The sequence below is a fragment of the Pedobacter sp. 22226 genome, from assembly GCF_052045455.1.
In the GTDB taxonomy this organism is placed as follows: Bacteria; Bacteroidota; Bacteroidia; order Sphingobacteriales; family Sphingobacteriaceae; genus Pedobacter; species Pedobacter jeongneungensis.
Genome location: NZ_JBQEPB010000007.1, coordinates 280970 through 301073, shown reverse-complemented (window position 1 = coordinate 301073; position 20104 = coordinate 280970). Strand labels below are relative to the sequence as shown.

The window sequence follows — 20104 nt, the reverse complement described above, 5'->3', positions numbered from 1 at the left end:
TTGAGAAACATCGACCCAGCCCATTGTAAGATTATCTCCGAGTATGTATTTCAAGAAACCAAGAACTACGTAAGTGAAACTACTATTAAGCGCTTCTTCGGCTTCGCCAATACCCTACATAAATTTTCGTTGTTCACGCTGAACAGCCTTTCGCAGTATATCGGCTACAATGACTGGGATGCATTTTGTAAAGACAAGGAAAACCAAACCACTTCTGTTCAGAGTGTATGGCAGGATTTAAAGCTGAAAGCACATGCCATTACCGACGTATCGTTAATTGCAAAAAAAAACAACTCTGGTGTTCCGTTTAATGCCACGGCGAACAGAAGCTTTTTCTATCCCGATTTTGATTACTTTTTAAAAAACAACTACCAGTTTACTACGGTAAGTGCACAGCCAGGCCAGGGGAAATCAATTTTGCTGGCGCACATGGTGGAGTATTTTTTCTTTTCAGAAAATGCCCTCTATAAAAACGACATTGTTTTAATGGTAAACTCTACAAGCATCAATACCATTATGCAAAGCGGAGCAACGTTAAAAGACTGGTTTTTAAAAGAATTTAAGTTTGGAAGCCTGAGCGAACTGATCGGTTTTTTTAAGAAAAACCCCGAAAAACGTGAAGGCCGGTTTATCATTATTGTGGATGGCATTGACGAACTGTTGGCCAGAAGCAATTATTTTAAAACATTTATAGATTTTTTATACAGCATAGAAGAGAACAATTTTGTTAAGCTTGTTTTCGGACTGCGCACCAATAGCTGGATTAATTTACAGCCCGCCATTTACGGATCTGCATCTTTAACCAAGGCCTGGTACACGGGCCTGTTTTATGATGAAGATACCTTAAGCAATGTGCCGCCCTTAAATGCCGATGAGGTTTTGTACACCCTCAGCCACATCGAAAACAAAATCATTAACAGATCTGATGTAAGCCCTCCCCTGCTGGCCCAGTTTAAAACGCCATTCTGGTTGCAGGTTTATTTCAAACTCAAAGATGAAAACCACCATCTCGAGCTGAGTAATCCTTTATTGTGTTACGAATTAATCAGTTATTTCTTAGAAAAACGCGTATTCCTTGCTAAAAAGAGTACCGAAAAGATATTTCTGCTCAAAAAAATAAGCGATTGTATTTCAGAAGGGAACAAAAAACTTAGGGTATCAAAAGAAAAGATCCTAAGCTACATTAACTGCTATCCTGATGCTTATGAAGAACTTTTGCACGCGGGGATTATTATTGAAGAAAAGCGGTTAAGTACAACCATTCCGACCGAGATTGTCCGTTTTTTAAGCGACGATATTTATACATATTTTCTTTTTATCCAGATTACCGATAAGTTTGAATATAAACCCGGAAAATCATTTTTCGAGTATATTTTAAACAGTTTTCCGGCACAAAATTCGCGCAGAGACCATATTTTAAACTGGTCGATCAGGTTTTGCATCAACAGAAATGAAATTGCGGCATTAAAAAACATTTTCAAACTTCCCTTTACCAACAGGGAGAAAAACAGTGCTTTCGATTTTATTTGTTATGTATCCAAATTCGAACTCGGCAAGCCCAATTCGAACTTTAATAAGTTAAGTATCGATGTCGATTTTGTTGACATTATGGCCTCAGGGCGTACCATGAGTACACTTTACAAAGAAACGATCAAAACCATTTCGGAAAATGTACTTAACGAAGATATCCAGATTATGCTGCATGTAATAGAGTGCAATGTAAACCTGATTGATGTAGATAAAGTATCGCTGGCCAATACCATGCAACTCCTGAAAAGGAATTACAAAAGACTGAATGAGCTCTTTCCGATCAACCCTTACGATTTAATCCTCTATTTCTACAATAACCTGGTTAACAAACCCAACGAAAGTAAGACCCTTGAAGATAAAATTATTAAACTTTGCCAGGAAATAGACAGAAGCAACCCGCGGAAAAATGAAGAAATCACCGCGACTGAAATTTTATCGTACCGCCTGGTGTTGATTACGCTTTTCTCGCAAAAAAGCTATGCAGAATGCCATCGCTTTATTATGGCCATTTTAAGCAAATATCCGAATATTTTTTACATCAGGTATTCCGTTTTCTCGCCATTTCTATTGCTTCATTTGGGCCAAACCTATATAAAGCTCAACTATTTTAAAAAAGCACAGCGCATTATGCAGTTTGTAGATAAGATCATCAGCAGCGATTATACCTACCATACCAATTTTATACTGGCCAGCTTTAGTATTTTTAAGGCAAACTTTTATAATGCAACGAACAATTATGAACAGGCCCTGATAGAAGCCAATGCTGGACTCGAAATTACAAACCGGAACGATTTTAAAATGTTCGAGATTTCGCTATTGCTAAGTAAAATCGACACCCTAAAACACACAGAAGAATCAGAAGAAGTATCAAACGTAATTAAAGAACTGCTTAATTTTTTAACCGTACACAAACTTTCTATGCCAGATTATTCGAACCTGAGTGGCAGTGAATTTGAGCATACCTTTAAGATTTTAAAATCATACCGCAGGCACCAAAACCTGTAAAAGAGGATTTTTTCTTCAAAAACTATAAGTTTCTCATTTTCTAATGTTAACACTTTTCTGGTTTAGAGCGCAAGGCCTGTACAAAGCAATAAGTTTCTTCCCGTTTTTCGCTTTACGCTTCGCTTCCTCGTGCCTCGTTGCTGTAGGGTAACGCTTCAACCGGGGCTATGCGGCAAAACCAGCTTTTCATTTTTAAGGTTGCAGGGTGCATAAACCATTGTTCCTAAACACGACAGCAGCGAAAATACTTTTTGTTGCAGCAAGCCTGAATATTGCTGTCATGCTGAGGTACGAAGCATCTGCAACCTATAAAACGGAGGCTTCGTACTTCAGCACTACAGTAGCACAAAAAGATTGTAGCAAATGGCGGGACTGCAAAATCCTAAGTACTGCTGCACCTTCATTTTCTAATCCTTAAAAAACCGATTTAAATGTTAACACTTTTTTGGTTTGGAGCGCAAGGCCTGTACAAAGCAATAAGTTTCTTCCCGTTTTTCGCTTTACGCTTCGCTTCCTCGTGCCTCGTTGCTGTAGGGTAACGCTTCAACCGGGGCTATGCGGCAAAACCAGCTTTTCATTTTTAAGGTTGCAGGGTGCACAAGCCCTTGTTCCTAAACCCGACAGCAGCGAAAATACTTTTTGTTGGCAGCAACCATGAATATTGCTGTCATGCTGAGGTACGAAGCATCTGCAACCTATGAAACAGAGGCTTCGTACTTCAGCTCTACAGTAGCACAAAAAGATTGTAGCGAATGGCGGGACTGCAAAATCCTAAGTACTACTGCACCTTCATTTTCTAATTCTTAAAAAAATTTAAATCTATACACAAAAGCCCTGCAATTGTTGCAAGGCTTTTATATATCGGTTAGCGGACTTGTAAACTGCCAACTTAAGTTACTTAATCAGATTATAAAGTTCATCCAGTTTAGGAGAAAGCACGATTTCAATCCTTCTGTTTTTGCTTCTGCCCTCGGCATTTGCGTTGGTACCCAATGGCTGGAATTCGCCTTTACCGGTAGCCGTCATCCTCACGCTCTCTACCTTTTCGTTCTCCGTTAAATAACGTACAACTGATGTTGCCCTGAGTACACTTAAATCCCAGTTATCTTTAATCTGCCCCAAATTATTTATTTTCTGGTTATCGGTATGGCCCTCAACTGCAATATTAATTTCGGGCTGCTGCTTTAATACATTGGCCAATTGGGTTAAAGCCTGTTTACCTTTTTCATCAATAATGATACTTCCTGAAGGGAATAAGAGTTTATCGGTTAAGGAAACATAAACCTTACCGTTTTTAATTTCGACAGTTAAACCGCTCTTGGTAAAGCCCAATAAAGCCTGTTGCAGTTTTTCTTTTAACGAGTTGGTGGCCTCATCACGTTTGCGCAGCACTTCTTCCACTTCTTTTAAACGTTTCTCGCGGGCAGCTAAATCGCCTGATAGCTTGGTGATCTCGCTTGAAGAATTGTTTTTCAGTTTTTTATAGTTCGCATCAACGGTATTGTAGCTATTTTGAAGGTCGCGAAGCTCTTCGGCCATTAATGTAGTATCCTTTTTCAGTTTGGCAACTTCTTTTTCAAGATTTTCGATTTTAATTAAACCTTCGTTAAAAGCGGTATAAAGTGAATCTTTCGATCCCAATAAAGCTTTGTACTTTTTAGGAGACAGCACCACACAGGAGGTTAGTGAAGAAAAAAAGAGGAGAACGGCAAAGGCAAGAAAGGTATTTTTCATTGTGTTATTTGGGGTTAATTGGTTCACTGGTCATTAGTTGATGGTTCATGGCTAATAGCCAGATTTGGTTAATTGTTGCTTAGCGCCAAAACAGTTAACCAATTTATACGATTTATACAGTTAACCATCTATTGCGTTCCGTAAAAATGCAACTAATGGTTGTACTGTTTTAAAAGAACTTATCAACTTATTAACGAGGTTCGGTTTTAAAAATTCTTCATCGCTGATTTTGGTAGTGGCCTCGAAACTTTTCAGTTTTAAAAATTCGATGTTCGGATCTGCCGGATCATATCCTTTCGGGGCATTTTTAAGCGCATTATCAACACCTAGCTTAAAAATTTTCCTGAAATCTTTTTCGTTGATGATTTCTTTGAAATCGCCGATGTTATAGTCAATTTCCTGTCTGATCAATTTTAAATGTGACGCTTCAGGCATCCAGTAGCCACCAGCCAGAAAACCCTTGCCCGGCTGGATATGCAGGTAATAACCCGGCTCGTTGCCTCCCTTGCTTTTTGCCGAAAACCAGATACCGAAATTATTTTTATAAGGATCTTTATTTTTACTAAAACGTACATCGCGGTAAATGCGCAAAAGGCTTTTTTTAGGATCTGCCTCTGCCGAAAGTAACGGATCTACTTTGGCCAGCTCTGGAATAAGCGCGGCCACAAGCCCGAGCACATCAGCTTTTGCAGTTTCGTAAACTTCTTTATTGGCAGCAAACCATTCGCGGTTATTATTTTCGGCTACGTCTTTTATAAAATTTAGCGTTTCTTTTTTAAGCATAAAGTTTTATGGTTAACTGGTTAATTGTTTTAATCGGTTAACCGGCTCAAAGGCCAGCCACAAATTTCAAACTCGTTTATCAGTTAATTGTTTGATCTAACAGTTAACCAGTTTATACAATTTAAACAATTAACCTTTATCATAATACGGCTTGTATTTGATATTAGGCGACAAAACATGAAGCAATATAATTCTCGAGTAACGGTAATTAAAGGGATACAGGATAAAACAACCTGCAAAAATGACGATCAGATAATGCCAGAAAGTAGCATCAGTAAGCGGTCCGAAAATTAAATAGGTAATGAAACTGGCAAAAAGCATTTCGATTACGTTCATTGCATAGCTTACATACATGGCGGCGTAAAAGTAACCGGGTTCGATTTCTATCCGCTGTGCGCAATGACCACATATTTCTTTGGTATGCTGAATGTTCCAGCCGTACATGCTGCCGGTAAAAATGTTTCCCCTGCGGCAATGCGGGCATTTACAATGCACAATGGCATATAACTTTGAAGTTTGCCCCTCCACGTTTTTAATTTAAATTAAAAGGTTCTTTTTTCATATTGAGGTGGATATTCTTTTTACGGTATTTTTTATACCAAACTACCCCCACAATTATTGCCATTAAATATGGAACAGACAATAAGTACAATACCCCAGTATTTAAACCCGCCGTTTGTGTATTGCCATTTTTAACACCCTGCTCGGCATTTATGGTACACATAGAACATTGTGCATGTAAATTAGGGCTTACCGCAAAGGTAAATACCAGCACAAACAGGATAAAAATTGCTTTCTTCTTCATGAGTTACAAATATAAGCATAAAACGTTTGGAGGGGTTTAAAAATTATGTCATAAAAAAACCTCACTTTTTAGGGTGAGGTTTTTAAATTTTTGAAGCTTTATTTTATTGAGCAATTAATGCCGCATTATTGCCTGAGTTTAATGTTAAGGTAACTGAGAGCGTGCCTCCTGCCGATGTTCCGTAAATATTCCCTTCAAAATGGCTAATCTGATTACTTAATAATGAGCGTACCAAATTGCCTCCTACCGAGTTTATGGTATAAACTCGAAATGCCCCTCCACTATTCGGGATTTCTTTCATTACGCTTCCGCTTAAAAACTGATCTGTTGCATCATCAAAATACAATTCGCCAAAATAACCGTCAACACCTAAACTGATTAAAACAGGTTCTGTTTTATGCAAATTCTTTTTAGAAACTGATTGAAACGACGATAATCCAGCAATAGAAAACACCCCTAACAGGAGAATTAATAGATTTTTTTTCATAAACAATAATTTTATAAGGATTTGATATATAGATAAATATACAATTTTGAGAATAAAATAAAAAGCAATTTTTCAGCTACAAATAATCTATAAATTAAAGTCTTAAAAAGTACTCACTAAATAAAACGTTAAATGAGCTTAATAAAAAACCCTTACTTTCTAAGGTAAGGGCTTTAAGAGCATATATTAATTTATTGAATATATCCTATCTAGGTCTCCAGCTAATCCAAACTTGCGCATCAGATTTACGTACCATATCGTAACGAAGTCCATCAGGAGAGGTAGGAATTAGGTACCAATCTTGAGAACTACCTGCTGTTGCCCCACCATACAGAAGAGCTCTTGCAGCTGTCATTGAAACAGCCAGTGGTGCAGTTCCTGTAAACGTTCCGGCGCTTGAAACCAGTGTAAATCTGGCAATACCACTAATAACAGTAACAGGTGTTACTGAAAAAGCATAAGGGGCAACTAGTCCGGTTGTAAAAGCGATTAAACCATCATTGGCACCACCAAACACTGAAGCTCCCGCATACCATAAATTTGTATAACCAGGAACACTTCTGAAATTACAAAAATCATCAACGCCATTAGCATGAAAAGCTTTATCAGAAACCCAGCAATCATTAAAGTTTAAAGCCTTTTGATTGTACCATTTTTGTGCGGCAGTTGCGTCGAATTTTAAAGGAGCTATAGCCTCATTCAATGAGAAGGCAGTACCATTTATTGTTCCTGCAAAAACCCTGTTTGTAGCATCAAAACTTGTGTCCTTAATTTGGCTTATAGTCGCAGTACCTATCGTAATTGGATTAAGAAATACCATTGTTGTTCCGTCCACATAAAAAGCTCCGGTTACAACGACAGCTGCACCATTAACATAGTAGGTAAAAGTTAATTGTTTGTTGGTTGGATCAACTTTAACTTCACATTCAACCCCACCAATGGTAGTCCTTTTAAAATAAGTTCTTAGCTGTCCTAATTTTGACAATACATCGTTTGTACCTTTTGGAAATGCATCGTATTCTGCAGCTGTTTTAGCTTTTACCAAAAACAACTTACTTCCTAATCTGTTCCCTATAAGTTTAATGGTATCGCCTGAAGTTTTATCGAAGTAAAACTCAAAATCAGATTTATACCCCTGTCCTCCCTGGCCTCCTGCAACTGAAGGATCCGGATCGGCTAACAAGTGAATATAAGAATAAGTATCAAAAAGTAACGATGGTGCCTGTTGCAATCTTAACCGATAACTACTCTCAGCACTTGTTGATGCTGCAGCTGTTGTGAAGTCTGATATCATATTAACTCTGTCGTTGGTACCAAATTTCATTGAGAATAAGTACACGCCGCCTCCTGATGGAAAAAGCAATGCTTTCCATCCATTAGTATTACCTGTTAAAGCATCCTTATAAGCCGTTAGTGCGGCTTCCGTTCTTTCTTCCGGCCTTTCTCCTGGTCCTGGATCTATGCCTTTCTTACAACTGTTAAATAGTACAACAGAAAGCAGGGCATATAATATATATTTTTTCATGTTTATATTTTTAAGTATGAAAATTAATTCAGCGTTCCAATAATGAATGATGTTGGATCAGTGGATTTATAGAATGCACCAAAAGCACCTGGCAAACCCTTAGTTCCAGGAACGAAGTTTGGTGCGTAATCTATTTTGAATTTATTATTAGCCACATAAGCAGCAAGTCCGGCAAGCGATGTTTTAATAATGCCATAATTACTATAAGTTGCTGAAGTTGGTTGCACACTGTTTAATGTTAGTGTTGCTGTTCCATTTGCATCAAATGATATCGTATAGTCTGCATCACCACTAAATGTACTTGTACCTTGTGTAAAAGTATATCTGATGGTAACCAGGTTATTGGCCCCGAATAACATCGAATAGGTAGTTAAACCAAAGCCCTGAGCAGTCATCGCCGTCTTAGCCGTATTCCAAAGAGCTAAAAACTCAGGAGATTGTGGCGTTTGCGTAGAAGGACTGGCTACAAGACTTGTGTAGGTTTTCCCTGTGCCTATTGCAGTATATAGTGGTGGTGCATTACGATCTGTAGCAGCAGTAACTTCAGCCTGAAGCGCGTAGAAATCAATATTAAACGCCTTCTTGAAATAATCTACAACAAATGCTTCTTTTTTGCGAAGCTTTGTTCGAGAATCAGCTGTTAAGGCGTTAACTGTTGCATCGTATTTTACCTTACCATATTGTAACATAATAGAAGTCATTTCGGCAAAATCTTCTAACGGATTAGAGCGTGAATATTGCGTAATAAAACCTAAAGTTCTGGCAGTAGCCTCACTTGGGATGTTCCAGTTTGCGGTATAATCTGCTTTGGTTACCAGATCGAAGTTTACATCATAAGCCACCTTTTGATTCAAAATATGTGTAAACTCATGTTCAATTACATGTATCATTTCTGAAGTAGCTGCAGTATTACTCTTAGAGAAATTATTGATTACATATAAAACAATTTTCTTTCCTCCTTCTGCAGTACCTAAAGTAATGGTACCGTCACCATTATAAGATGGACTACCCACCAGGTAAAACTGCTTGGGTGTGTATATCTTCATAAAATTCGGACCGCCTACTTTTTCATAAGGCTTTATCCAGATGTCTCTAACCGTCTCCATCGCCGGGATTACCTGGCTTTCTTTGGGAGGGGTTATATCTTTGTCCAAATCAGCTTCAAAAGGATCGAAGCGATACTTCACTTCAATGTTATAAGGATTAAGATAATTGGTGGTCAACCAGTTATCAATATCTGATTTTGCAGTATTATTTCTGTCAATTGCATCTAAATTTGCGTTAAGTGTTTTATCCTTTTTGCAAGATGATGCGGCAATAGTTACAACCAGTGCCAACAAACTTATTTTAAATATCTTTTTCATATTTCTATATTTAATAATACTATCTAGGATTTTGGTCTATACCTGATAATTTAACCTCAGAAGGAAGTTGAAATAAACGTCGTGGATCAGTTGGTGCAAGTGTTACAAAAGTATCAGAATTGTCTACCGCCTTAATGTTGTGTCTTACAGTTAAACCTAACCTTACAATATCCAGCCAGCGTAAACCTTCCTGAGCAAATTCTTGCTTTTTAAAGTCTAGAACTGTTTTTACTAATCCTTCTTTAGGATCGTTTGTATTGTAGAAAGAAGCAACTTTTGCCAATGTTACACCATTTGTGGTTGAGTTGTAGCTTTGTATTCTTGTGCTCACGAATGTATTCAAATCGGCCAATGCTAAGGTATTCTGTCCTAAATTTGCATAAGCTTCTGCCCTGTTTAATAAAACTTCATCGGTAGTAAACTGGATCATCATGGTGTAAGGGAAACCTATAGTTGCATTAGGACTTGTACGGATAAATAATTCTAGATATTTATAGAATGTATAATTGGGTACACCATAATTCAATACTTTTTGAGAAGTAAAGCTTGTTCCGGTTACATTTGGCTGATACGAAGCTGCGTTTAATGTTAAGCCCATTCCGTAACGGTAAAAGGCCTGATTACGTGCCCAACTAGATGCCGCTTCAGTAATTAATAAATTTGAAGGCTCAGCAGCTTGGGTAAATGCAATACGAAACTCGTTTGCTGATGCCGCATAATAACGTGTATTCCATGGCCTGATAATCGTTGCAAAACTACCGCTTGGTGCTACCGCAGTAGCATAGGTTACCACTTTTGCATAGTCTCTTTTGAATAAATAAAACCTGGCAGCGAAAGCATTCGCGGCAGCCTGATTGAAATGATATTTCGGAACTTTGTATGCATTATCTTTTAATAATGGCATACCTTCTAAAAGATCTTTCTCTATTGCTGCATAAGTTGAAGCAACTGTTCCACGGGTGTACTGACCGAAAACTATTTTTTCAGGTACGGTTACGTATGGAATACCCGGAGAATCATTCGATGTTGTTGGATCGTATGCTTTTGCAAAAAAGGTTGCCAGCATAAAATGTGCATAAGCACGGGCAACCAGTGCCTCACCTTTATAAGCCAGATATGCTGTTTGATCTGGCATACTATTTATGGCTTCAAGAGCTGCGTTAGCTGCAGCTATAGCAGTATAACTCGCATTCCAAAAGTTGGTTGGCGTTCCGGTGTCTCTACCATTTACATCTCTCCACAAATAAGCATCCTGATTTTCAACTGCGATATCACCAACATTAACACCTTTATCTTCAGAGTTATCAGAAGCAGCTTCAGCAAAAGTAACATAATCTGCCTGTGCATATGCTGTGGCTAAAAGCTCACCTACCTTTTCAGGGGTATTTAATTTGGTACGTTGATCGGGAGCAGTTTCTAAATATTTCTTACAACCACTAAAAGAAGTAACTGCAAGAATTAATAATACTGAACTATATATTTTTTTCATCATGTTATAAATTAAAATCCAACTTTTAATGATAAAGTAAGCTGACGTGGAATTGGCAAGGCCACACCACCTGTTCCAAAGAATTCCGGATCTTGTCCGTTCAGCGCCTTATCTGAGTAAATTAAGATCACATTATTCGCAATAAGACTTAATGAAGCTGTTCTGAAACCAAACTTGCTGATTAATGCAGGTTTAACATTATAACTTAACGAAACTTGTTTCAACCTCACAAAGCCACCATCTGCAACCCTCGCCGATGAGTAATTGTAATTGTTATAAGGGTATCCATCCAGTTGCGCAACCTGTCTTCTGTCAAGAATTGATGGCACATTGGTCGTCAACTCATCACCAGGCATTTCCCATCTGTTAAGAAAAACGGATGACATTGCATCTAAATCGTTGTAGCTCGATTTGAAAACTGGATTTAACCTTACTTTATTGCCGGCACTAAAAGTTACCAATGCGCTGAAAGTAAAATCTTTATATCTGAACGAGTTGTAAAAACCACCTGTTAGGGTTGGATCAATCGGGCCTTCGTATTTTAAGTATTTGGTTACGTCGCTCTGCAAATAAACATTTGTTCCTACTGTACCATCTTCTTTAATAAATTGAGGCACACCATTGTCGTGGCTCAAACCTTGAAAATCGATAGAAAACAAACCTCTTTGTGGATAACCCAATTGCGCACCACCATCAGAATTTACTAAATCAAATATTAAAGGTTGATTTTGTAAGTTGGTAATTTTTGAAGTATTGTGTCCAAAGTTTAATTGGGTATTCCATCCCCAATCTTCTTTTTTGACGATTGATGCACCAATTGTTGCCTCAATACCTCTCGATTTCATATCAGCATAGTTGGCAACTTTAACCGGCTCACCACCAATACCAGATGTTCTGATTGATCCGATCAGATCGTAACTTTTTCTATCATAGGCATCAACCGTCAAGGTTAAACGATCGTTAAAAAAGCCTAAATCCAAACCTAAGTTTAATTCATTCATTTTTTCAAATGTCAGCTGAGAATTTTCTAAGCCGGAAATAAACAAGGCTGTTTCTTTTTCAGATAGGTATGGCCTGCGTGTACCTTGTGCCAAAAGAACCAAACTGGAATTTGTAGCAGGGCCTAAACTTGCAACTAAACCATAAGTTGCACGTAAAGTTGCACGGTTTAACACTTTTTTAATGCTTTCTTTCTGCATGAAGTTTTCAGTATCGATATTCCACGCACCTGATACGTTCCAGGTAGGCAACCATCTTGCCGTACGCGATTCTCCTAATAAATTAGAACCATCATAACGGCCTGTAGCATTGATGCTATATTTACCTTTATAAGAATAAGCTGCCCTTAAAGAATAGTTTAAATAGCGCTCGTAATTATATTTCATACTGTAATAGTTGAAGTTAGACTCCACATTCTGCTTTACAATATTAGGATCGATAAATGGCACACCACCCTGATCGTATTGATAGCCATAGCCATCAAAAGTTTTATGCTGACGGTTAATGTACCTTAACTCCTGAGTAGCAAAAATATTTACCAGGTGATCTTCATTAAAGGTTTTATTATACTCTAGTGAGTTACGGAAATAATAATTGGTAATATTATCATCAACAGTATTGTAAAAACCACCAAATGGTAAAACTGAAACTGGTAAAGCATTCGGATTATCTGGGTTTCTGTAAAGGAAACGGTTATTGTTGAGAATGGTTGGATTTTGTTCTGCCACACCAGCACGATAAGCTTTTGCCTGATTCGAATTTTCAGTGATTTTATGCTCCTGATTTGTTTTAGCAAAGCGGTAGGCACCATCAAATGAATATTGTAAATCTTTAATTATTTTATATTTAATACCTACCTGACCTTTAAAATCGATTTGAGTAAGGCCTAATGTATTATTTTTTAACTCATCGATAATATTGAACGGAGCATAATCTTTAGTAAAATATTCGAGATTGCCGTTTGCATCGTATGGGGTTAAAACACGGCTGGTATTTATCGCATAACTAAATGGGTTAATATCAAAATCCCTGTCGTATGTTCCAAAAACCGGATTACTGTTTCTGCCCAATGTACCCGGCGCAACCTGATCACGCACAGAACCCTGAGTTAATAATTCGAATGTTAATTTTTCACTTAACTTAAATGTTCCTCTTAAGTTACCGGTAAAACGCTTAACGCCATCGCCAATCGTCCAGCCGTTATCATTTAAAAAACTTGTTGAAGCATAAAATTTAGATTTATCTGTTCCGGATGTTACACTTAAAGAATGCTCCTGTAATAAAGAATTTTTAAATAAAACATCGAACCAATCTGTATTGGCATTAGCATAACGCTGTAAATATGCTTTTTGACTAGGAAAATCATTTCTTAAAGCGTAAGTGTTTGTTGCTGCGTCGTAAATATACATTTGGTTGTACATTTTGGTAAACACACCACCATTTGCATTATTTGCAGTAACTCCCTGGTTTAACCAACCTTTACTCTGCATTTCCAGATAAACATTCATCTGGTCGGCAGAATTTAAGATATCGTAATTGCTGTAAGAAGGTTTTAAATAGCTTGAAAAGTTACCAGTGTATGATACCAAAGGCTTTCCTTCTGTATTTCTACCTTTTTTTGTGGTTACAACAACCACACCATTCATTGCCCTTGCACCATATTGTGCGGTAGCTGCTGCATCTTTCAAAATATTAAAGCTCTCAATATCATCAGCGTTTAATCCTGCTACCGATGAACCAATTAACGTATTGGCATCACCAGATGATAGCTGTTCGTTTGAAATATTCACCACATCTTCTAAAATCACACCATCTACCACCCAAAGCGGCTTGTTATCTCCTGAAATTGAAGTAGCACCACGCACACGGATTTTAGGAGCAGCTCCAAATGTTCCTGAAACGTTTTGCACGGAAACACCTGCTACCCGGCCTTCAAGCATCCTGCTGATATCGGTAATACCATCACGTTTCACATCAGATGCTTTTAATGCAGTGGCAGCACCTGTAAAAAGTTTTTTATTCAGATCCTGATAACCTGTTGAAATTACGTTTACTTCTTTAAGCTGTGCAGCATCTTCTTCTAAAGTTACATTAACCACAGTGCGCGAACCAATTTCTACTTCAAGTGTTTTGTACCCAATGTAACTAAAAACCAAAGTTGCATTTTCTTTAACAGAAATTGCATAATCACCTGCAGCACTGGTTGATACCGCATTTGCAGCACCTTTTTCCCTTACACTTACGCCAGGTAATACGGCGCCGTTTTTATCCCTTACTTTTCCACTTACTTTTACCGCAACAAAATATCCGATCACTTTATCAATAATCGATTTTTCTTTAGGTATAATTAAAATGGTTTTATCTTCAATGGTGTAGCTTAGGTCATTTCCGGAAGTAATCTTTGCCATTACCTCGTCGATAGTAGCATTGCTAAAATTGGCGTTAAAAGTGGTAGTACTTTTAATTTTGTTGGTAGATAATAGCACATCATAACCAGATTGCAGCCTGATTTCCCTGAACATTTTTTCTAATGTTACATTTTTTTCCTTTAATGTAACCAGCTGGCCAAATGAAGCTGCACTTACCTGCATTAAAGAGGCAAGTAATATGACCGTAACTAACTTCATAATTAATAGCAATTTAGGTATGTAGCGTCGATGCGTACATAAAATTCTAATATAAATTTTGTACATTTAATAGTCTGTTTTTGTGCGGAACGCAATAAAGTTTGGACGCCAAAAAGCGTTTCGCGGTTATCCAAGAAATAAATTGATTTTAATCGATTCCGGCTTACGGAATAGCTAAACAGATATAAAAGGGGTGTTGCAAGCACTCCTTTTTTTATTTATCCAGCATTGAATGGTCAGGAGTGTTGTCGAAGTTTATTCATGGTTGTTCAGTTAGGTTAAAGTTGATTAATTAGTTATTTTTAGAGATAAAGGTTAGTTACTTCTTCATCTGTTCTCGTTTATTCTTTGTAGACAATCAATTTATTGCCTTTAATATCAAAACGTACTTCTCCGGTTTGTTCAAACTTTCTGAGCACCTTCGATATTTTTTCAAAACGGCTTACGGTGCCGTAATACATCACTTCTTTTGCTTCCGGATCGGCATATTCTACTTCTACATTGTACCAACGGGCTACTTTACGTAAAATGCTTACCTGTTTTTCGTTATTAAACATGAAATAGCCATTTTTCCATGCTATTGCCTCATCTACATCAACTCCTCTTACATCAATGCCTGAAACGGATAAGATAGACTGCTCTCCGGGCTTTAATATTTCGCTTTGATTAGTATTTTTCTGCGAAACACGTACACTACCTTCAAGCAAGGTTGTTTTGGTTATAATTTCGTCGTTATAGCTGTTAATATTAAAATGAGTACCCAAAACCTCTACCGATTGTTTATCGGTTTCTACAATAAATGGATGTAATTTATCTTTAGCTACTTCAAAATAGGCTTCACCATCAAGTTTTACCACACGCTGTTTAGCTGTACCTATATTTAAAGGGTACCTGATAGAAGATGCTGCATTTAGCCAGACGGTTGAACCATCAGGTAAACGGATCTGCCATTCACCTCCGTTGGGGGTAGAAATGGTATTTAACCGTGTATCTTCAACATTTTCTGATTCTGCAATGTTATATACCAGCTGGCCATCAGCTGTTTTGGTGATAGAAAAGCCTGCTTCCTCTGCAATGTTACCGGTGGTGGCGTCAGAAAGTGAAATCTTTTTCCCGTTAGCTAAAGTTAAAATAGCTTTGTTTTTACCAGGAGCAACATCAGTAGCAAAAACGTGCTCCTTCTTTTTATTTAAAGAAATGTAAGCAGTAAATGATAAAACAATAAATACAACTGCAGCAGCGGCCCATTTTATGGTATTCATCAGCATTTTACGGGGTGAGCGGGCTGGTTTATCTACAGTGAGAATTTTATTTAGAACCGGATTCCATTTTTCATCAACAATATCAACAGCATTCTCCTCCTCTGCAACAATCATTTTCACGATTTCGCCGCTAAGAACCGGATTGCCATGATCAGCCAGTGCTAAAAGTTCTTCTCTTTCTGCAGGGCTTAATGTTTTAGCCGTAAATTGTTGTAATAGATAAGGTATGCGTTCTTCCATATAAAGATTCTGATACTAAGAAGCCGCTAAAGAAAATCAGGACTATCGGGATTTTACTTTTTTTTATTTTATTTTAAAAAAGAAGCAAACAATAGGAAAAACGAATGTAATTCCATGCTGATTTAAATGCAACCTTATCGATTTAAGCGATATTACAAGGGCATTTTTAACGGTATTTGGCGAAATATTGAGTATTTCAGCAATTTCAGGAATGCTTTTACCGTCACGCCTGCTTAACTGATAAATATTTTTGCGCTGTTCGGGCAATTTTTCTACTGCCACAGCAATAATCTTGGTAATTTCGTTTAAATTAATCTCTTCCGAGGTGTTATTGTGGCTATTTGGCTGCTTATTGGTAAAAGCGTCCATCACTTTATCTTCTTTAAGCTTTTTCCGCAGGTAGCTCAGGCACTCATTAGATACATATTTATAAAGATATGCTTTTACATTCTCTACTTCTGCTAATTTATCCCGGTTTAGCCAAACCCTTAAAAAAGCATCCTGAATAATTTCTTCGGCAGCATCATCAGATTTGGTGAACTTTGTAGCGAATATTTGAAGCACAGGAAGATACTTGAAAAACAAGACAGAAAAAGCCTGCTCATCTCCTTCAACAATTTTTTTCACAAGTATTTTTTCACCCTCAGAATCTTTAAAGCGCATATTGTAAAATAAATCCTTCCAACTCCCTAACCGAGTTTATAATTGGTTTGTTTACGAAGCGTTCCTAATAGAATAAGTAAAACGCATAGCCTCATATAGATTAGGTAGATATATCTATAAATATACAATTTGATTTGATAGCTGCATGGAATAAAATAAAAAACCTCGCTTTTTTAGGGCGAGGTTTTTTAAAATCCAAAACTGTTTTTAGGTTAAAAACATGAGCTTATGGCGCTGTTGTTAATCTGGGAATCATTTTAAACGTATTGTTACTGTTTGCATAATAACCTAAGGGATATTGAGAAGTTGCAGCAAAAAATGTTAATTTGTTTACTTTAACACCTTCTACTGTATATTCTTTATAAAATTCGATTCCTGTATCTGTTACAATATAAGAAACGGTTAGTGCTGGTGTAGTAGCTAAAGTAAAACTACGGTTTGGCCTTGAAGTACCATTTACCGTTGCAAGTGTTGGCACTCCTTGTAATGTTTTTCCATTAACTTCGATAGCAAAGCCTCTGTAGGTATTAAATTTAGTATTAGCTGTTTTGTAACTGGTAATAATCGTTGCAAGCTGATCGGATGCAACGGCCCTCATCTTCATTACATTGCCGTATTTTCTACCTTTTAATACCATAGAATCCTGACTTGAGCTCAACACTAAAAATTCAAATTCTCCTTTCATACCACTATCAGAGGCACCAATACCTAAACTGGTGCTGTTGCCGGTGTAATATCCGGGTAACGAAAAATAGTGAATAATGGAATTATAGGAATCAAACGTTAATATAGGACCAGAACCTGCATAAACCTTAAACGTACTGCTTTGTGTGGTTGTAGCATAATCAGCCTGTAAGGTTACATCAACTGATGTGGTGAAATTAGGAAAAAGGTTAAATCCTCCATACTCAACATTTGCCCCAGGATAAAAGCTGAAAATCCAGGTTTTTTTTCCATTTAAAGCACTGTATGCATCGTTAATACTGGCATTTAGCCTTGCCGCAGGGCTATCTTCAAATATCCGGTCTTTCTTTTTATCACAACCTGTAAATAAAAGAACAGCTAATACCGTTATCAATAAATATTGTTTTTTCATAATTCTTCTAATTAAGGTAAAGTTGTTTGATCGAATGTGGACAGGCCTGCAACTTTAGCCTGAATATTTGCACGTAATGCATCCATATCGATACCGTATTCATTTTTCATGTATGTTTTAACAACTTCCATTTTGGTGTTAATAATGGCTATGCCTGCAGCTGTACTTCCTGTCGAATTTAAATAGGCGGTATATTCACTTGCAGATAAAGTAATATAAAATGAATACAGCTCAGCGAAATCTTCTGTTGATTCTTTTGAGGCATATGGAGAAATAAAGCCGGCAGCAATTGCAGCTCCATCGGTAACATAGGTTGTGTTCCATACATCTCCCACGTAACCAACCCCGGAAATGGTATTAAAACTTGTAGGGAATGGTTTGGTTTGATTTAGAATGTGCTGAAACTCGTGATGGATAACATGAAAATAATACTTGTTTAAATAACTGATGCTGGTTGAATTTGCGGCCAGGTTATTTAAGTTGTACAGGTTGATTTTCTTGCCTCCTTCGGCTGTTCCCAATACGATTGTACCGTTACTTTTAACAGATGAAGTACCTATATAAGTTAAAATTTTCGGAAAATAAGCCCTCATAAAAGCTTTGCTTCCGGTAATATCATCATATGGCTTTAAACCGAAGTTTAACAGTAATTTAGTCATCCTGATCGAACCGTCGTAGGTTGCAGGTACCAGGTTGTAAGTCTGATCGGATTCCCTGTCGACATATTTATAAATGATATCGATATTGTAGGGAACCGTATAATTATTATAGATGTAGTTATCTAAAGCATTTTTTGGGAGCTGTGAATTTACAAAAACACTTTCTTCGCTTAGTTTTTCTTTTTTACATGAGGTGTAAATCAGACTAATCAGCACTAAGCATACCAGGTTATATTTTATTTTCATATTATCTTGGATTAGGGGTTAAACCTGCTGCAATTACATCTTGTGGCAATTGAATCGCCCGTCTTGGGTCTCTGATAATCAAAGTATTTGTTGAAACACTATTTACCACCGCGCCTGTTGTACTTCTTCTGGTAATTTCAATACCGTATCTTTTAACATCAAACCACCTTAAACCTGCACTGTAAGTTTCGATCCTTCTCATAAATAGAAGTGCGTGCAACATGTTTTCCTGTGTTCCGGCTTCAACTGGAAATTCGGGATTTAACTTTTTCTTTGGTGTTGGGGCTGTTGGCGTAAAGTAGGCGAAAGAATTTGCCCAGTTATTAATGCTTGTTTCGGTTAGCGTTGGTAAACTGGCAGTTGTATAGGTAAAACTTCCCCAGTACTGCATATCTGCTAATGCAGCGGTATAGTTTTTTAGCTGAATATTGGCCTCAGCACGGGTAAGCAAAGCTTCTTCGAACGTAAAAGGCGTAAATACCCCATGAGCATAACCTGTACGTGCAACCGGATCGGTATATTCGAACTGATAACTTAAATGAGCAAAAAGCACCTTGTTATTGCTTGATGAATATGAAAATGCCTTAAGCCTGTAACCAGTTGTACTGAAAGTTCCGAACGGGCCTTTTGCTGCTATGGTTTCGTTATTTGAAATTGCCAGACCGGGCACAAACCTCGATAAGGTGCTATAACCTCCAAAAAGAGTTCCCATGGTAGAAAATGAAGGTGTAATTAAAAAATTGGCTTTAATTCCGCTTCCATTATACTCACGCGCCATATCTGAAAATGATGCAGCGTAGGATGCAATTTTAGCATAATCTCTAACATAACTGGTTGGCGAATTGGCGAATGATGCAGAGGCATAAGTTACTGCTTTTGCCCACTGCCCCATGTATAAATAAACTCTTGCCGCAAATGCATTGGCTGCCGATTTGTTAAAATGGAATTTTGCAGCATTTGCATTTGCATATGATGCATCATTGATTAAGGGCACACCAGCTTCTAAATCCTGTACGATATAATCATATACTTCCTTTACCGTATTCCTGGTATATTTCGGATTTAAGGTATTTTCTGACTTGGTCATATAAGTTATGCCCAGATCGGTGGCAGAATTGGCAGGCGAGTAATGTTGAGCAAATACATTTACCAGGATAAAGTGGCCATAAGCTCTTGCTACCAAAGCCTCGCCTCGGGCTGCGTTTAATGAGCTTGGATTACCTAACTCTTCTATGGCCGTAAGCGCCTGGTTTGCACTTGCAATTGAACTGTAACAAGCCCCCCAGATTCTTTCAATGCCATCGTTACTGGTTTCAGTAATATCTTGCCAGCCATACATCTGCTCAGTTAACCTCGAACTCGTAAAATTAGGCCCGTAATCATCAACATTATCTGACGCTAGTTCTGTAGTTACCACATAAGCATTAGTAGGATAGGCTGAAACCAATAACCGTGATATTTTATCAGTTGTATTTAATTCGGCCCTGTTATCTGGCAATTCATCTAAATATTTCTTACACGAAGAAAAATTAAATAATATAACTGCACTAAGTGCGATGTATATAAATTTCTTTTTCATATTAATAAAAT

General features: G+C 37.5%; 15 protein-coding genes. 1 reads left to right on the top strand and 14 read right to left on the bottom strand.

Annotation, left to right across the window (positions count from 1 at the left end; translation table 11 throughout):
• Window positions 1-2535: a hypothetical protein gene (locus tag ACTJKC_RS17680; protein WP_344852602.1), complete on the top strand. Its 2535-nt coding sequence runs from the start codon at window positions 1-3 to the stop codon at window positions 2533-2535.
• Window positions 2536-3429: 894 nt separating this feature from the next.
• Here ACTJKC_RS17680 and ACTJKC_RS17675 read toward each other — a convergent pair.
• The 14 genes from ACTJKC_RS17675 to ACTJKC_RS17610 all read right to left on the bottom strand — a co-directional run bounded on the left by ACTJKC_RS17675 (window position 3430) and on the right by ACTJKC_RS17610 (window position 20093).
• The gene (locus ACTJKC_RS17675) at window positions 3430-4269 is read right to left on the bottom strand and encodes an OmpA/MotB family protein (protein ID WP_344852601.1); all 840 of its coding nucleotides are present in this window, start codon (window positions 4267-4269) and stop codon (window positions 3430-3432) included.
• Window positions 4270-4389: 120 nt separating this feature from the next.
• Window positions 4390-5052, bottom strand: a complete 663-nt coding sequence (locus ACTJKC_RS17670) for a DUF2461 domain-containing protein (RefSeq protein ID WP_440793949.1) — start codon at window positions 5050-5052, stop codon at window positions 4390-4392.
• A 129-nt stretch (window positions 5053-5181) separates the two neighbouring features.
• Complete coding sequence (locus ACTJKC_RS17665; protein ID WP_025144077.1) at window positions 5182-5580, bottom strand: hypothetical protein; 399 nt, start codon at window positions 5578-5580, stop codon at window positions 5182-5184.
• Window positions 5581-5584: 4 nt separating this feature from the next.
• Window positions 5585-5857, bottom strand: coding sequence for a hypothetical protein (locus ACTJKC_RS17660; RefSeq protein ID WP_344852598.1), 273 nt, complete (start codon window positions 5855-5857; stop codon window positions 5585-5587).
• Between the two features lie 103 nt (window positions 5858-5960).
• Window positions 5961-6344: a hypothetical protein gene (locus tag ACTJKC_RS17655; protein ID WP_440793947.1), complete on the bottom strand. Its 384-nt coding sequence runs from the start codon at window positions 6342-6344 to the stop codon at window positions 5961-5963.
• A gap of 205 nt (window positions 6345-6549) precedes the next feature.
• On the bottom strand, window positions 6550-7869 hold the full coding sequence (locus ACTJKC_RS17650) for a DUF4302 domain-containing protein (protein WP_440793945.1): 1320 nt from the start codon (window positions 7867-7869) through the stop codon (window positions 6550-6552).
• Window positions 7870-7892: 23 nt separating this feature from the next.
• A complete protein-coding gene (locus tag ACTJKC_RS17645; RefSeq protein ID WP_440793943.1) occupies window positions 7893-9233 on the bottom strand; it encodes a zinc-binding metallopeptidase in 1341 nt (446 codons plus the stop codon).
• 19 nt (window positions 9234-9252) lie between these two features.
• Complete coding sequence (locus tag ACTJKC_RS17640) at window positions 9253-10725, bottom strand: RagB/SusD family nutrient uptake outer membrane protein (RefSeq protein WP_440793941.1); 1473 nt, start codon at window positions 10723-10725, stop codon at window positions 9253-9255.
• Between the two features lie 8 nt (window positions 10726-10733).
• The gene (locus tag ACTJKC_RS17635; RefSeq protein WP_440793939.1) at window positions 10734-14348 is read right to left on the bottom strand and encodes a SusC/RagA family TonB-linked outer membrane protein; all 3615 of its coding nucleotides are present in this window, start codon (window positions 14346-14348) and stop codon (window positions 10734-10736) included.
• A 341-nt stretch (window positions 14349-14689) separates the two neighbouring features.
• Entirely contained in the window at window positions 14690-15850 is a 1161-nt protein-coding gene (locus tag ACTJKC_RS17630; protein ID WP_440793937.1) for a FecR family protein, read from the bottom strand.
• Between the two features lie 63 nt (window positions 15851-15913).
• Window positions 15914-16477: an RNA polymerase sigma-70 factor gene (locus ACTJKC_RS17625; protein WP_440793935.1), complete on the bottom strand. Its 564-nt coding sequence runs from the start codon at window positions 16475-16477 to the stop codon at window positions 15914-15916.
• Window positions 16478-16739: 262 nt separating this feature from the next.
• Window positions 16740-17609: a DUF4302 domain-containing protein gene (locus ACTJKC_RS17620; protein WP_440793933.1), complete on the bottom strand. Its 870-nt coding sequence runs from the start codon at window positions 17607-17609 to the stop codon at window positions 16740-16742.
• An 11-nt stretch (window positions 17610-17620) separates the two neighbouring features.
• Complete coding sequence (locus tag ACTJKC_RS17615) at window positions 17621-18514, bottom strand: zinc-binding metallopeptidase (RefSeq protein WP_440793931.1); 894 nt, start codon at window positions 18512-18514, stop codon at window positions 17621-17623.
• A gap of 1 nt (window position 18515) precedes the next feature.
• Window positions 18516-20093: a RagB/SusD family nutrient uptake outer membrane protein gene (locus tag ACTJKC_RS17610; RefSeq protein WP_440793929.1), complete on the bottom strand. Its 1578-nt coding sequence runs from the start codon at window positions 20091-20093 to the stop codon at window positions 18516-18518.
• Window positions 20094-20104 lie beyond the last annotated feature (11 nt).